This is a genomic window from Peribacillus alkalitolerans (assembly GCF_010882125.1).
Classification (GTDB): domain Bacteria; phylum Bacillota; class Bacilli; order Bacillales; family DSM-1321; genus Bacillus_BN; species Bacillus_BN alkalitolerans.
The window spans coordinates 14,800-29,433 of sequence record NZ_JAAGVZ010000018.1 but is presented as its reverse complement, the minus strand read 5'-3'; the positions used below and the strand labels follow the sequence as shown (position 1 = coordinate 29,433).

Annotated in this window: 14 protein-coding genes and 1 other annotated feature; all 14 genes read right to left on the bottom strand. The window is 40.1% G+C overall.

The genetic code is table 11. The annotated features are described in order from the left end of the window. Window positions 1-104: 104 nt before the first annotated feature. The 14 genes from rpoC to G3O09_RS17380 all read right to left on the bottom strand — a co-directional run bounded on the left by rpoC (window position 105) and on the right by G3O09_RS17380 (window position 14,634). Window positions 105-3,704, bottom strand: a complete 3,600-nt coding sequence (rpoC, locus tag G3O09_RS17445; protein WP_163102747.1) for a DNA-directed RNA polymerase subunit beta' — start codon at window positions 3,702-3,704, stop codon at window positions 105-107. Window positions 3,705-3,760: 56 nt separating this feature from the next. Then, complete coding sequence (gene rpoB / locus G3O09_RS17440) at window positions 3,761-7,327, bottom strand: DNA-directed RNA polymerase subunit beta (protein WP_163102746.1); 3,567 nt, start codon at window positions 7,325-7,327, stop codon at window positions 3,761-3,763. A 247-nt stretch (window positions 7,328-7,574) separates the two neighbouring features. Continuing rightward, window positions 7,575-8,180, bottom strand: coding sequence for a class I SAM-dependent methyltransferase (locus G3O09_RS17435; RefSeq protein ID WP_163102745.1), 606 nt, complete (start codon window positions 8,178-8,180; stop codon window positions 7,575-7,577). Between the two features lie 116 nt (window positions 8,181-8,296). After that, window positions 8,297-8,662, bottom strand: coding sequence for a 50S ribosomal protein L7/L12 (rplL, locus tag G3O09_RS17430; RefSeq protein WP_163102744.1), 366 nt, complete (start codon window positions 8,660-8,662; stop codon window positions 8,297-8,299). A gap of 67 nt (window positions 8,663-8,729) precedes the next feature. After that, the gene (rplJ, locus tag G3O09_RS17425) at window positions 8,730-9,230 is read right to left on the bottom strand and encodes a 50S ribosomal protein L10 (RefSeq protein WP_163102743.1); all 501 of its coding nucleotides are present in this window, start codon (window positions 9,228-9,230) and stop codon (window positions 8,730-8,732) included. Window positions 9,231-9,269: 39 nt separating this feature from the next. Beyond that, window positions 9,270-9,417, bottom strand: a sequence feature (ribosomal protein L10 leader region). A 57-nt stretch (window positions 9,418-9,474) separates the two neighbouring features. Then, window positions 9,475-10,176: a 50S ribosomal protein L1 gene (rplA, locus tag G3O09_RS17420; protein ID WP_163102742.1), complete on the bottom strand. Its 702-nt coding sequence runs from the start codon at window positions 10,174-10,176 to the stop codon at window positions 9,475-9,477. A 113-nt stretch (window positions 10,177-10,289) separates the two neighbouring features. Further along, complete coding sequence (gene rplK / locus G3O09_RS17415; RefSeq protein ID WP_157951008.1) at window positions 10,290-10,715, bottom strand: 50S ribosomal protein L11; 426 nt, start codon at window positions 10,713-10,715, stop codon at window positions 10,290-10,292. A gap of 175 nt (window positions 10,716-10,890) precedes the next feature. Next, window positions 10,891-11,424 carry a transcription termination/antitermination protein NusG gene (gene nusG, locus G3O09_RS17410; RefSeq protein WP_163102741.1) on the bottom strand — a complete coding sequence of 178 codons (534 nt, stop codon included), beginning with the start codon at window positions 11,422-11,424 and terminating at the stop codon, window positions 10,891-10,893. Between the two features lie 219 nt (window positions 11,425-11,643). Further along, on the bottom strand, window positions 11,644-11,823 hold the full coding sequence (gene secE / locus G3O09_RS17405; RefSeq protein ID WP_163102740.1) for a preprotein translocase subunit SecE: 180 nt from the start codon (window positions 11,821-11,823) through the stop codon (window positions 11,644-11,646). Between the two features lie 57 nt (window positions 11,824-11,880). Beyond that, entirely contained in the window at window positions 11,881-12,030 is a 150-nt protein-coding gene (gene rpmG / locus G3O09_RS17400) for a 50S ribosomal protein L33 (RefSeq protein WP_163102739.1), read from the bottom strand. Between the two features lie 207 nt (window positions 12,031-12,237). Further along, window positions 12,238-12,888 (bottom strand): RNA polymerase sporulation sigma factor SigH, encoded by a 651-nt coding sequence (sigH, locus tag G3O09_RS17395; protein WP_163102738.1) that lies wholly within the window; start codon window positions 12,886-12,888, stop codon window positions 12,238-12,240. A 69-nt stretch (window positions 12,889-12,957) separates the two neighbouring features. Beyond that, on the bottom strand, window positions 12,958-13,470 hold the full coding sequence (locus G3O09_RS17390; RefSeq protein WP_163102737.1) for an NYN domain-containing protein: 513 nt from the start codon (window positions 13,468-13,470) through the stop codon (window positions 12,958-12,960). 2 nt (window positions 13,471-13,472) lie between these two features. Continuing rightward, window positions 13,473-14,216 (bottom strand): 23S rRNA (guanosine(2251)-2'-O)-methyltransferase RlmB, encoded by a 744-nt coding sequence (rlmB, locus tag G3O09_RS17385; protein ID WP_163102736.1) that lies wholly within the window; start codon window positions 14,214-14,216, stop codon window positions 13,473-13,475. Continuing rightward, window positions 14,176-14,634 (bottom strand): Mini-ribonuclease 3, encoded by a 459-nt coding sequence (locus G3O09_RS17380; RefSeq protein ID WP_240338481.1) that lies wholly within the window; start codon window positions 14,632-14,634, stop codon window positions 14,176-14,178. Before G3O09_RS17380 ends, rlmB begins: the two co-directional genes overlap by 41 nt.

Sequence of the window (14,634 nt, the reverse complement as noted above, 5' to 3'; positions counted from 1 at the left end):
GTCAACTATACCAAAATATTTTTTTGTGTATTTGTTAAAGATATAAGTTTCAAGGTTTAATTCATAAATACAAGACCGGTGAAAACACCGGCCTTGTATATTATTTATTCAACAGTGATAGCATCTTCATTTGATTCCTCTGCGAATACTGGAGTTGCTTTGCGGTAGCGCTGCATTCCAGTTCCAGCTGGTACTAACTTACCAATGATAACATTTTCCTTAAGACCAAGTAGCTCATCACGCTTGCCTTTGATCGCCGCATCCGTAAGAACTCTCGTAGTTTCTTGGAAGGATGCCGCAGACAAGAAGGAGTCTGTTTCAAGAGAAGCTTTTGTAATACCAAGAAGGATCGGTCTTCCTGTAGCAGGAATTTTACCTTCAAGAAGAGCATTTGTATTTGCATCTGTAAATTGGTGGATATCCAGTAATGTTCCTGGTAATACATCAGTTTCACCAGCATCAAGCACTCGAATTTTACGAAGCATTTGACGAACCATTACTTCTACGTGCTTATCCCCAATTTCTACCCCTTGCATACGGTAAACACGTTGTACTTCACGTAGCAAGTATTCTTGTACAGCAAGAGTATCTTTAATTTTTAATAACTCTTTAGGATCGATAGACCCTTCAGTCATTTCTTGACCACGAGCGATTTTAGAGTCGACAGTCACTTTAAGACGAGCTGTATATGGAGCTGTATATGTTCTAGATTCAACTTCACCTTGAACAACAATCTCCTGTTGCTTGTCTTTTCCTTCATTGATCGCAATTATCGTACCATCAATTTCAGAAATAACTGCTTGCCCCTTTGGATTTCTCGCTTCGAAGATTTCTTGAATACGCGGTAAACCTTGAGTGATATCGTCTCCAGCAACCCCACCTGTATGGAAGGTACGCATTGTTAACTGCGTTCCTGGTTCCCCGATGGATTGTGCAGCGATAATACCTACAGCCTCACCAACTTCAACCTCTTGGCCAGTAGCTAGGTTACGTCCATAACATTTCTTACATACACCATGACGAGTGTTACATGTAAATGCAGAACGAATCCATACAGACTGAATGCCAAGTTCTTCAATTTGTATCGCAAGATCTTCTGTGATCAATCCGTTTTCTGGAACAATAATTTCTTTTGTTTCAGGGTGTTTGATTGATCTTCTAGCATATCTTCCAATTAAACGCTCTTCAAGACGTTCGATGATTTCTGTTCCATCTCTCAAGGCTTCGACGCGTAATCCACGGTCAGTTCCACAGTCGTCATCACGAACAATTACGTCCTGGGCAACGTCAACGAGACGTCGAGTTAGGTAACCTGAGTCTGCAGTTTTTAGGGCTGTATCAGCAAGTCCTTTACGCGCTCCATGTGTAGAAATGAAGTACTCTAGTACAGTCAGACCTTCACGGAAACTTGATTTGATAGGAAGTTCAATGATTCGGCCAGCCGGGTTGGCCATCAGACCACGCATACCAGCTAACTGTGTAAAGTTAGATGCGTTACCACGGGCACCTGAATCACTCATCATAAAGATAGGGTTACGGTTATCCAAGGACTTCATCAGTTTTGCTTGAATATCATCCTTAGCAATACTCCAGATTGAAATTACACGATCATAACGCTCATCTTCAGTAATTAATCCACGTCTGAATTGCTTCATAACGTTATCTACTTTTGTTTGAGCTTCTTCGATAATAACATTCTTTTCCTTCAATACTACGATATCTGCCACACCAACTGTAATACCAGCTTTTGTGGAATGTCTGAATCCAAGGTCTTTCATGCGGTCAAGCATCTTAGACGTCTCAGTGATTTTGAAACGTTTGAATACTTCCGCAATAATGTTACCAAGGATTTTCTTTTTAAACGGCTCAATGATTGGTTGCGCCGCAATAGTTTCTTTTACGTTTTGACCCTTTTCAATGAAGAAACGCTCAGGTGTTTTCACCTCTAAGTTTTCTTTTGTAGGCTCATTGATGTAAGGGAAAGTTTCAGGAAGGATTTCATTGAATATCAACTTCCCTACTGTTGTCATCAATAGCATTTGCTTTTGTTCTTCAGTGAATGTTTGGTTATTTAAAGTTGAGGCATGTACTGCTACACGCGTATGCAAGTGTACATATCCATTTTGATATGCAATAAGTGCTTCGTTTGTATCTTTAAACACCATTCCCTCACCGACTGCTCCTGCTCTTTCCAGGGTTAAGTAGTAGTTTCCTAATACCATATCCTGTGATGGTGTAACAACAGGTTTTCCATCTTTAGGGTTCAAGATATTTTGTGCCGCCAACATAAGAAGACGAGCTTCTGCTTGTGCTTCAGATGAAAGTGGAACGTGGACAGCCATTTGGTCACCGTCAAAGTCCGCATTGTATGCAGTACATACAAGTGGATGAAGACGGATTGCACGGCCTTCTACCAATGTTGGTTCAAATGCTTGGATACCCAATCTGTGTAGAGTAGGGGCACGGTTCAATAGAACTGGATGCTCCTTAATAACAGATTCTAGTACATCCCATACATCAGGTGAAAGTCTTTCGATCTTTCTCTTAGCAGACTTGATATTATGCGCAAGACCTTTGCCTACAAGCTCTTTCATGACGAATGGTTTGAACAATTCCAAAGCCATTTCTTTCGGAAGACCACATTGGTACATTTTTAAGTTTGGACCTACTACGATAACGGAACGACCTGAATAGTCTACACGTTTACCAAGTAAGTTTTGACGGAAGCGCCCTTGCTTCCCTTTCAGCATATGGGACAAAGATTTCAATGGACGGTTACCCGGTCCAGTTACAGGTCGGCCACGACGACCATTGTCGATCAATGCATCAACAGCTTCTTGAAGCATACGCTTCTCATTTTGAACAATAATGCTTGGAGCGCCTAAATCTAATAAACGCTTCAAACGATTGTTACGGTTAATTACTCGACGATATAAATCATTGAGGTCGGATGTTGCGAAACGTCCACCATCTAATTGCACCATTGGACGTAATTCTGGCGGGATTACCGGTAGAACCTCTAAGATCATCCAAGAAGGTTCATTTCCAGAGTTACGGAATGCTTCTAACACTTCCAAACGCTTAATCGCTCTTGTACGGCGTTGTCCCTGTGCAGTCTTAAGCTCTTCTTTTAAGACCTCAACCTCTTTTTCAGTGTCAATGTCTGAAAGAAGCTTACGAATTGCTTCAGCACCCATTGATGCTTGGAACTTATTTCCGTATTTTTCACGATAAGCACGGTATTCTTTTTCTGAAAGAAGTTGCTTCTTATCTAATGCTGTATCACCAGATTCAGTTACAACATAAGACGCGAAATAAATAACTTCTTCTAGGGCCCTAGGGGACATGTCAAGGACAAGTCCCATACGGCTTGGAATACCTTTGAAATACCAAATGTGGGATACAGGAGCAGCAAGCTCGATGTGTCCCATGCGCTCACGACGAACTTTTGCACGAGTAACTTCTACTCCGCATCGGTCGCAGACAACGCCTTTATAACGAACACGTTTATATTTTCCACAGTGACATTCCCAGTCCTTTTGTGGACCGAAAATACGCTCGCAGAACAAACCGTCTTTTTCCGGTTTCAACGTACGATAGTTGATTGTTTCCGGTTTTTTCACTTCACCAAATGACCAAGAACGAATCTTGTCGGGTGAAGCTAGACCAATTTTCATATACTCAAAATTATTAACGTCTATCAAGGGGCCTACCTCCCTTATTATCTCCAGGTTATACCCTTAATGCCTATAGTGAAAGGTTATTTAACTTCTGTTTCCTCAAGAGGTACAGAGTCGGTTTTAATTTCCGGTTCTAATGATAAAGCATCCGCCTGGTGAATGTCTTCGTCATCTTCTGTATCACGCATTTCGATTTCTTTATCATCACTTGATAGGATTTTAACATCCATACCTAAGCTTTGAAGCTCTTTAATTAATACTTTGAATGATTCAGGAACACCTGGTTCTGGTACATTTTCACCCTTAACAATTGCTTCGTATGTCTTCACACGACCAACGACATCGTCGGATTTGACAGTAAGAATTTCTTGTAGAGTGTATGCCGCACCATATGCTTCAAGTGCCCAAACCTCCATCTCACCGAAACGTTGTCCACCGAATTGAGCTTTACCTCCAAGCGGTTGTTGAGTAACAAGTGAGTAAGGACCAGTTGAACGAGCATGTAACTTATCGTCAACCATGTGAGCAAGTTTAATCATATACATGACACCGACGGATACACGGTTATCAAACGGTTCACCCGAACGGCCATCGTATAATACAGTCTTAGCATCACGAGCCATGCCAGCCTCTTCAATAGTAGACCATACATCTTCCTCGCGAGCACCATCGAATACTGGTGAAGCCACATGGATTCCCAATGCACGAGCTGCCATTCCAAGATGCAACTCCAATACCTGACCGATGTTCATACGTGAAGGTACGCCCAACGGATTTAACATGATATCAACAGGTGTACCATCTGGTAAATACGGCATGTCTTCTTCAGGAAGGATACGGGAGATAACCCCTTTATTACCATGGCGTCCTGCCATTTTATCCCCTTCAGAGATTTTACGTTTTTGAACGATGTACGCACGTACTAACTGATTGACACCTGGTGGTAACTCATCGCCATCTTCACGATTAAAGACTTTCACGTCAAGTACGATTCCGCCTCCTCCATGAGGTACACGAAGAGAAGTATCACGAACTTCACGAGCCTTTTCACCGAAAATCGCATGTAGAAGACGTTCTTCTGCCGTCAGTTCTGTTACACCTTTTGGTGTTACTTTACCAACTAACAAATCTCCGTCTTTTACTTCAGCTCCGACACGGACAATTCCACGCTCATCTAGATTGCGAAGTGCATCTTCCCCTACGTTTGGAATATCACGAGTGATTTCCTCAGGTCCAAGCTTCGTATCACGAGACTCTGATTCATATTCTTCAATATGAATTGAAGTGTAAACATCATCTTTTACTAGTCGCTCACTCATGATGATCGCATCTTCATAGTTATAGCCATCCCAGGTCATGAACGCAACTAGTACGTTACGGCCTAATGCCAATTCACCCTTCTCCATTGAAGGTCCATCAGCAAGGATTTCACCTTTTACTACTCGGTTGCCAACACTTACGATTGGGCGTTGATTATAACAAGTTCCTTGGTTGGAACGAATAAACTTTAACATACGATACTTATCAAGATCGCCTTTTACTTCTTGTCCGTCCACTTCTTTTACACGACGAACCCAGACTTCCCTTGATTCAACATGCTCTACAATACCTTCGTGCTTACAAATTACAGCAGCACCGGAGTCTTTTGCAGAAACATATTCCATACCAGTACCAACAATTGGAGCTTCTGGCTGCATCAAAGGAACAGCCTGACGTTGCATGTTCGCTCCCATTAGGGCACGGTTGGAGTCATCATTTTCTAAGAACGGAATACATGCTGTCGCGGCAGATACAACCTGCTTCGGCGATACATCCATGTAATCTACACGGTCACGCGCTACAACCGTGTTTTCACCACGGAAACGAGCAACTACTTCTTCATCAAGGAATGAACCGTCATCAGATAGACGAACATTCGCTTGAGCCACTACGTATAAATCTTCTTCGTCCGCAGTTAAGTAATCAATCTTACCTGTTACTTTACCTGTTTCAGGATCCACGCGTCTGTATGGTGTTTCGATGAATCCAAAACGGTTTACTTTTGCGAAGCTGGATAGGGAGTTAATCAAACCGATGTTTGGGCCCTCCGGCGTTTCGATTGGACACATACGACCATAGTGAGAATAGTGAACGTCACGCACTTCAAAGCCTGCGCGCTCACGCGTTAAACCACCAGGTCCTAAAGCAGACAAACGACGCTTATGAGTAAGCTCTGCAAGCGGGTTTGTTTGGTCCATGAACTGTGATAACTGTGAGCTTCCAAAGAACTCTTTAATAGAAGCGATAACAGGACGGATGTTAATTAATTGTTGTGGTGTAATCGTGTTTGTGTCTTGGATAGACATTCTTTCACGGACAACACGTTCCATACGGGAAAGACCGATACGGAATTGATTTTGTAACAACTCACCTACTGAACGAAGGCGGCGGTTACCTAAATGGTCGATATCATCTGTATCACCAACAGAGTGAAGTAGGTTGAAGAAATAACTAATGGAAGCAACAATATCAGCAGGTGTAATATTCTTGATCTGCTCGATTACGTTTGCATTCCCAATAATATTAATTTCCTTTTCACCATCTACATCCCCAGGTGCGAAAGTTTTAATTGATTGAACACGAACATCTTCATCTACTACTCCACCTACAAGAGTGACATCTTTTGAACCAATGCCTGCCTCTAGATGCGGAATAATACGGTCTAGTGTACGACGGTCTAGAAGTGTTCCTTTTTCAACAATAATTTCACCTGTTTCAGGATCAACTAATGTTTCAGCAATACGTTGATTGAATAGGCGATTTTTAATATGAAGCTTTTTGTTGATTTTATAACGACCAACATTAGCTAAATCATAACGCTTTGGATCGAAGAAGCGTGACACAAGTAAGCTTTTTGCATTTTCTACCGTTGGTGGTTCACCAGGACGTAGACGCTCGTAAATTTCTAGCAATGCTTTATCAGTGCTTTCTGTGTTATCTTTTTCTAGCGTATTTCTGATATATTCATTGTCACCGATTAAATCGATGATTTCTTGATCAGAGCCAAAACCTAATGCGCGTAATAGAACTGTTACAGGAAGCTTTCTTGTACGGTCAATTCTCACATACACAACATCTTTAGCATCTGTCTCATATTCAAGCCAAGCACCACGGTTTGGAATGACCGTTGCTGTGAAGCCTCTTTTACCATTTTTATCAATTTTTTTACTGAAATACACACTTGGAGAACGAACTAACTGAGAAACGATAACGCGTTCTGCTCCGTTAATGATAAATGTGCCTGTTTCCGTCATTAAAGGAAAGTCACCCATGAATACATCTTGGTCTTTTACTTCCCCTGTTTCTTTATTAACAAGACGGACCTTCACACGAAGTGGTGCAGAATATGTAACATCTCGCTCTTTCGACTCTTCCACGGAGTATTTTGAATCTCCGAGGCTATAATCGATAAATTCAAGCGAAAGATTACCCGTGAAATCCTCGATAGGTGAAATATCCTGGAACATTTCACGTAATCCTTCATCCAAGAACCATTGATTGGAAGAAGTTTGGATTTCAATAAGGTTTGGTAACTCTAAAACCTCGCTAATTCGTGCATAACTTCTGCGTTGGCGGTGTCGTCCATACTGAACAAGTTGACCTGTCAACAGATTCACCCCTCAAATCAAGCATTATAAGGATCTATCATCTAAAGAAACATAAAATTTCCTTAGACAAAAAGAAAATGGTTTATATTTCAAAACCATATTTCACATAAAACGCACTATTATTTATATATTTTTCCCAGTTTAGCCAATTCTTATACTATTAATTTTAGGAAATAGCTAAAAATAGGCATAGAAAAGGAAAGTATATATATGCATTTTATAATACTAACATAGCAAAAAAATCAAGTCAATTTTTTTTAGAGAAAAGAATAAAATATCCTTTTTTCTTTTCCACTATCTCAACATTGCCAAAAATCTCTTCCATTTTCGCCATAGCCGATGGAGCTCCCTGTTTCTTTTGGATCACAATCCAAAGCTCCCCATCCTCAACTAAATGGTTGTAGCTTTCAGATAAGATAGAGTGAACCACACTTTTACCAGCTCGTATTGGTGGATTGGATAAGATAGCAGCATACCTGCTTCCTTCGATTTTTTCGTACACATTACTTTCGTGAATGTTTACATTCATAATCGCGTTAGCTTGGGCATTATGTTTCGCCAACTCAATCGCTCTATCATTTACATCTACCATTTCAACATGACGGTCAGGATATAACTTTCCAAGCGTCAATCCAATTGGTCCATATCCACACCCGACATCTAGGATGTCACCATCTACACCCTCAGGCATACTAAATGTTTCTATTAATAATCGGGATCCAAAGTCTACTTCATTTTTAGAGAATACACCGTTATCGGTTTTAAACTTAAGTGATAGGCCTCTAAGGGTGAAATCCCAATATTTCGGTCGACTTTCTATGTTTGGGTTTTTGGAGTAATAATGTTCTGTCAATGGATACTCCTCCTTTTGAAAGGATCATGTGAAGAGAAATCTTTTCGAAGAAAGATGGAAGAATTATATTGATTAAAAAAGCCCGCTGAAATCAGCGAGCTTTTAATTATGCGATATTACTTAACTTCAACGTTTGCTCCAACTTCTTCAAGCTTAGCTTTAACTTCTTCAGCTTCTTCTTTAGTAACGCCTTCTTTAATTGCTTTTGGAGTGTTGTCAACAAGTTCTTTCGCTTCTTTAAGGCCAAGACCTGTAAGTTCACGAACAACTTTGATAACTTTAATTTTTTGATCTCCAGCAGAAGCCAATACTACGTTGAATTCTGTTTGTTCAGCAGCAGCTTCACCAGCTCCAGCTCCACCCATCATTGCTACAGGAGCAGCAGCAGTTACACCAAACTCTTCTTCGATTGCTTTTACAAGGTCATTTAATTCTAAAACAGTCATGTTTTTAACTGCTTCAATGATTTGTTCTTTAGTCATTGTATTGTTCCTCCTTAGTTTTTAGGAAATTAGTTTTTGGTTGGTACATTTAGATGCTAATTTGTAATTATGCACCTTGCTCTTCTTTTTGCTCTGATACTGCCTTCGTAACAAGTGCGAAGTTGCGGATTGGAGCTTGAAGAACGCTAAGCAACATAGAAAGTAAGCCTTCGCGGGATGGAAGTTCTGCAAGAGCTTTAACATCTTCAGCAGAAGCAACGTTTCCTTCGATTACACCAGCTTTAATTTCTAATGCAGTGTGTTTCTTTGCGAAATCATTAAGGATTTTCGCAGGAGCAACTACGTCGTCAGCAGAGAACGCAATCGCATTTGGACCAGTAAGTGCATCATTTAATCCACCTAGTTCAACAGCTTCCGTAGCACGACGAGTCAAAGTATTTTTGTAAACTTTGAATTCTACGCCAGCATCACGAAGTTGTTTACGAAGTTCAGTGACTTCAGCAACTTTCAATCCACGGTAGTCAACAACAACTGCCGTTTTACTAGTTTTGAACTTTTCAGCAATCTCATTAACGATTACCTTTTTAGTTTCAATAGCGCTGCTCATATTTACACCTCCTGTAGATTTGCTTGAAACACATTTATACCGCACATTAGAAAGCCCTCATATCAAACATTAGACATGAGGGCAGTTAATTCCAAAACATAGTTCAATAACTATATATATCGAAATTACCTCGGTAGGATATTAAGCACTAGGCACCTACTGTCTACGGTACAAATGGTATTCATATTTATAACAACAAAACACATTATAACTAACATGTTTTAGCTTGTCAACAATTTGTTAATTATTTTACAGCTGTGAAAGTAGAAGCATCAACTTTCACACCAGGGCCCATTGTAGTAGTTACAGTGATGTTCTTCATGTAAGTACCTTTTGCAGCCGCAGGCTTAACTTTTAATAATGTATCAAAAATAGTTGTGAAGTTCTCAACTAGCTTATTGTCTTCGAAAGAAACTTTACCGATTGGAACATGGATGTTTCCAGTTTTGTCAACACGGTATTCAACTTTACCAGCTTTGATTTCGTTCACAGCTTTAGTAACATCAAATGTAACTGTTCCAGTTTTAGGATTTGGCATTAAACCTTTTGGTCCTAATACACGACCAAGTTTACCAACTTCACCCATCATGTCTGGAGTTGCAACGATTACATCGAAATCGAACCAACCTTGTTGGATCTTAGTGATGTAGTCAGAATCACCTACATAGTCTGCACCAGTAGCTTCTGCTTCTTTAGCTTTTTCACCCTTAGCGAATACTAATACACGTTGAGTTTTACCAGTTCCATTTGGAAGTACAACTGCTCCACGGATTTGTTGATCAGCTTTCTTAGGGTCTACGCCTAAACGGAATGCAACTTCTACAGTAGCATCAAACTTAGCGAAGTTAGCTTTTTTAGCAAGCTCTACAGCTTCAGTTACAGGGTAAGTTTTTTGAGTATCTACAAGCTTTGTAGCTTCAAGATATTTTTTACCTTTTTTAGCCATGAAAATTTCCTCCTAATATGTGGTTTTAACGGAATAACCTCCCACGAATAAAGGTTGCGAGTAATCATTTCAACATCGCAACCCCCGTAGCAAACATCAATCAATTACATGGATTAATCTTCAATGATGATACCCATGCTTCGTGCAGTACCTTCAACCATACGCATTGCAGACTCAACGTTTGCAGCGTTTAGATCAGGCATTTTAGTTTCAGCAATCTCACGTACCTTGTCACGCTTGACTGTTGCAACTTTTTTACGATTTGGTTCACCAGAACCAGACTCGATACCAGCAGCTTTCTTAAGAAGAACAGCAGCAGGTGGAGTTTTCGTAATGAATGTAAATGAACGGTCTTCGAATACCGTGATTTCAACAGGGATAATCAGACCAGCTTGTTCTGCTGTACGAGCGTTGAACTCTTTACAGAAGCCCATGATGTTAACACCAGCTTGACCTAAAGCAGGACCAACCGGTGGAGCTGGATTAGCCTTACCTGCAGGAATTTGAAGTTTTACAAGCTTAATAACTTTTTTAGCCACGAGACACACCTCCTTATAGTCCGTGATGTGGTAATAGGGGCATTACCCCTCCCACTCTTCACATTCTTTATATAAAAAAATAAAGAACTAAACAATTTGTTCAGGTCTCTAGAACGAGACATACTGACCTATGAAATATTACCACTTTTTCAAATGCATTTCAAGTTTTTTTGGATTATAATTTTTCCACCTGGTCAAAGTCTAGCTCTACTTTAGTGTCACGGCCGAACATATCAACCATGACTTTCAACTTCGCTTTGTCTTTGTCCAACTCCTCAATTGTACCTGTGAAGTTAGCAAACGGACCTTGGTTCACTTTGACAGTCTCCCCTAGTTCGAAGTTAACTTCAATTCTTCTTTCTTCCATGCCCATACGCTTAAGGATCATTTGAACCTCTTCTGGAAGAAGTGGAGTAGGCTTAGAACCAGAACCTGCAGAACCAACAAAACCTGTCACCCCAGGAGTATTACGAACTACATACCAAGAATCATCGGTCATGATGATTTCAACAAGCACATAACCTGGGAACACTTTCTTTTTCACTACTTTTTTCTTACCGTTTTTGATATCGGTTTCCTCTTCCTCTGGAACTACCACACGGAAGATTTTATCTTGCATCGCCATTGATTCCACACGTTTTTCTAGATTGGCTTTTACCTTATTCTCATATCCAGAGTAAGTGTGAACGACATACCAATTTTTTTCCATGAATTATAGGACGTAATGTCCTTCCCTCCCTGCCTTGTATTCTATCATTAGGCTGTGTATGATCTAGTTCGTTAACCTTATTGATATTGATACTATTCTCATTAAGTTTTTTAAACAAATAAAAAACCCGTATAACGGGCTTTTTTGAGTTAAATATTATTCTATCACTATTATGACTTTTTTTCGAATACCTTATTCATATTAATTGCAGAATATTATTTATGGAATCAAACGAATAAGTTCAGAAATGCCCAGATCAACAACAGTAAAGAACAATGCCATGATAACCACAGTCGCAAGTACAGTGATTGTATATTTAGTAAGCTCTTGACGCTTTGGCCAGCTTACTTTTTTCATTTCACGTACGACGCCGCGGAAAAACTCAGTAATGCGTTGCATGTTCGTAACCTCCAACCCTCAATGAATGCATCTATTATTCCAAATTCTAGTAAATCACTATTTGGTTTCTTTATGAAGTGTATGAGCATTGCAAGTTTTGCAATGTTTCTTTATTTCGAAACGTTCCGATTTAGATGCACTGGTGCTCTCCGTCGTATAGTTCCTTGATCCGCATTCAGCACAAGCTAGAATGACTTTAGATCGCATGTTTCAACACCTGCTTAATGATTCTTTTATGTCCATAAAACTGTACCATGGCTGTCTTTTAATGTCAATCGCTCATTTATTTACATTCCAACAAAGGAAATCGAAAAGAAAGACCCACTCGAACCCCATTGGATGTCAGGAAATAAATCGGACCTGATCCATTGTCCAACCATTCGAATAAGTCTTTATGATATTAAAGGTGTTCAATTATAAAGAGATTTCGCGCACCTCTAAATAACGTTCCAGTTTCCTCTTAACTCGTTGTAAGGCGTTATCAATTGATTTGACATGACGGTTGAGTTCTTCAGAAATCTCTTGATAGGATTGGCCATCTAGGTATAAAGCCAGTACCTTCCGTTCTAGGTCGCTTAATAGCTCAGCCATCTTCAGCTCAATGTCATCGAACTCTTCTTGATTAATGATTAACTCTTCAGGATCCATCACCTTGGCACCTGATATGACGTCCAGCAAGGTTCGATCTGACTCTTCATCATATATGGGCTTATCCAGTGATACATAAGAATTCAAAGGTATATGTTTTTGACGTGTAGCGGTTTTGATTGCAGTAATAATTTGTCTAGTAATACAAAGCTCAGCGAAGGCTTTAAATGAGGTAAGCTTGTCCTCTTTAAAATCCCTGATTGCTTTATATAAGCCAATCATGCCTTCTTGAACGATATCCTCTTTATCGGCACCTATAAGAAAATAGGTACGGGCTTTAGCACGAACGAAATTCCTATACTTATGTATCAAGTAGTCTAAAGCTTCACTTTCACCATTGTGCACTAGTTCCACAAGCGCATCATCTTCGAGCTGTGAATACCTGTCACTAACTTTGTTTCCAACCTCTGCAATCATACCTATCCCCCCGCCCGAAAACAATAGTTAGAATTATTATACAGTAGTGAATTTTCGGAAGTCAACCACTCAAAGTTTCCCTCGACGCCATTTTTCGAAAATTTCTGCAACTTCATCAGTAAGGGGGATCTTAGATACTGGTTTTTGAATAGTTTCGATTTTTACCGTTTTTTCTATTTCTTTATGGATGAGTTGGCATTCTATTAATAGTTCTCTCGCAGACTTGCGCAGCGCTCCTTGCCCAAAAATCGCCCATTGTTCAGTAAAATCAGAGGTTGCCACATGGACTTGGGTCTTGATGTTATTTAACTCAATGGCAAGCTTTTCGATTCGTTCATCGGCTGTCTCATTTTCTTTTGTGAAAATGACTTCAACCTTGTAGTTTTTATACTTCCTTTCAAGTCCCTGGACAAAGTGGGCATCAAAGATGACAAGAACTCTGAATCCAGTAAATGCTTGGTATTCCGCCATTATTTCGACTAGCTTATCCCTTGCTTCCGCTAGATCTTTATCTCTTAAATCTCGAAGCTGTGGCCATGCTCCTATCATATTGTAACCATCTACCAATAGGACGTTATTCATGATTAATTCCCTAGTGGTTTTCTTTTACGATAGACCTCATACATAAGTAAGCCAGCCGCTACAGAAGCATTTAAAGATGTAACTTTCCCCACCATTGGCATGTGAATCAAGAAGTCACATTTTTCTTTTAGAATACGGCTCATGCCCTTCCCTTCACTTCCAATGATGATTCCGATTGGCATATTTCCATCCAAGTTTCTGTAGTCGTCGCTGCCTTTAGCATCTGTACCTACAATCCAAAGGCCACGGTCTTTCAGTTCTTCAACTGTTCTGGATAAATTGGTTACTCTCGCTACAGGGATATATTCAATCGCTCCCGTTGAAGCCTTTGCAACAGTGGAAGTCAGGCCAACTGCTCTCCGTTTTGGAATAATGATGCCATGTGCACCTGTGGCATCGGCTGTTCTCATAATGGAACCAAGGTTATGAGGATCTTCCAGCTCGTCCAAGATTAAAAAGAATGGAGCTTCATTCCGTTTAGTTGCTACTGCAAACAAATCATCTAGTTCCGCATACTGATAAGCTGCCACTTGTGCGATGACCCCTTGGTGATTTCCTTCCACCATTTGATCAATTTTCTTTTTAGGTACGAATTGAAGGAATACCTTTCTTTCGTTAGCAATCGCAATGATTTGTTGCATGGATCCTTTTTGTGAACCTTCTGCAATCATGATTTTATTAATGTCCCGCTCAGATTTCAAAGCTTCAAGAACAGGGTTTCTTCCCATGATGATTTCCTGGGTCATTTTGTACTCCTCCTTTCTCATTTTCTATATATTGAATAGCCATATGAATGATTTCTTCCATCCTTACAGTAAGACTTGATAAAAATAGAAATCCTAACAATGCTTCGAATGCTGTACTATATCGGTACGTTTGAACGTCCGTATTTTTGGGCACAGATCCCGATTTGGCATTACGACCTCTTTTGACTACTGCAAGCTCCTCTTCAGACAATACGTTTTCTTCGATCAAGTGATGAATGACCTTGCTCTGGGCTTTCGCCGATACAAACCTTGTCGCTTCCCTATGTAGGAAGTTAGGTTTGACACCACCCTTTTGTACAAGGAAATGCCGTATATATGTTTCATATACAGCATCCCCCATATACGCAAGAGCTAAGCTATTAAGTAAAAGCGGGTTAATCTTGTTTTCAAATTGCAT

Excerpts from the sequence above, each read along its gene's own strand:
- rplL (WP_163102744.1), bottom strand. The coding sequence starts at position 8,662 with ATGACTAAAGAACAAATCATTGAAGCAGTTAAAAACATGACTGTTTTA.
- rplJ (WP_163102743.1), bottom strand. The coding sequence starts at position 9,230 with ATGAGCAGCGCTATTGAAACTAAAAAGGTAATCGTTAATGAGATTGCT.
- rplA (WP_163102742.1), bottom strand. The coding sequence starts at position 10,176 with ATGGCTAAAAAAGGTAAAAAATATCTTGAAGCTACAAAGCTTGTAGAT.
- nusG (WP_163102741.1), bottom strand. The coding sequence starts at position 11,424 with ATGGAAAAAAATTGGTATGTCGTTCACACTTACTCTGGATATGAGAAT.
- secE (WP_163102740.1), bottom strand. The coding sequence starts at position 11,823 with ATGCAACGCATTACTGAGTTTTTCCGCGGCGTCGTACGTGAAATGAAA.
- rpmG (WP_163102739.1), bottom strand. The coding sequence starts at position 12,030 with ATGCGATCTAAAGTCATTCTAGCTTGTGCTGAATGCGGATCAAGGAAC.
- sigH (WP_163102738.1), bottom strand. The coding sequence starts at position 12,888 with ATGATTGCAGAGGTTGGAAACAAAGTTAGTGACAGGTATTCACAGCTC.
- G3O09_RS17390 (WP_163102737.1), bottom strand. The coding sequence starts at position 13,470 with ATGAATAACGTCCTATTGGTAGATGGTTACAATATGATAGGAGCATGG.
- rlmB (WP_163102736.1), bottom strand. The coding sequence starts at position 14,216 with ATGACCCAGGAAATCATCATGGGAAGAAACCCTGTTCTTGAAGCTTTG.
- G3O09_RS17380 (WP_240338481.1), bottom strand. The coding sequence starts at position 14,634 with ATGCAATTTGAAAACAAGATTAACCCGCTTTTACTTAATAGCTTAGCT.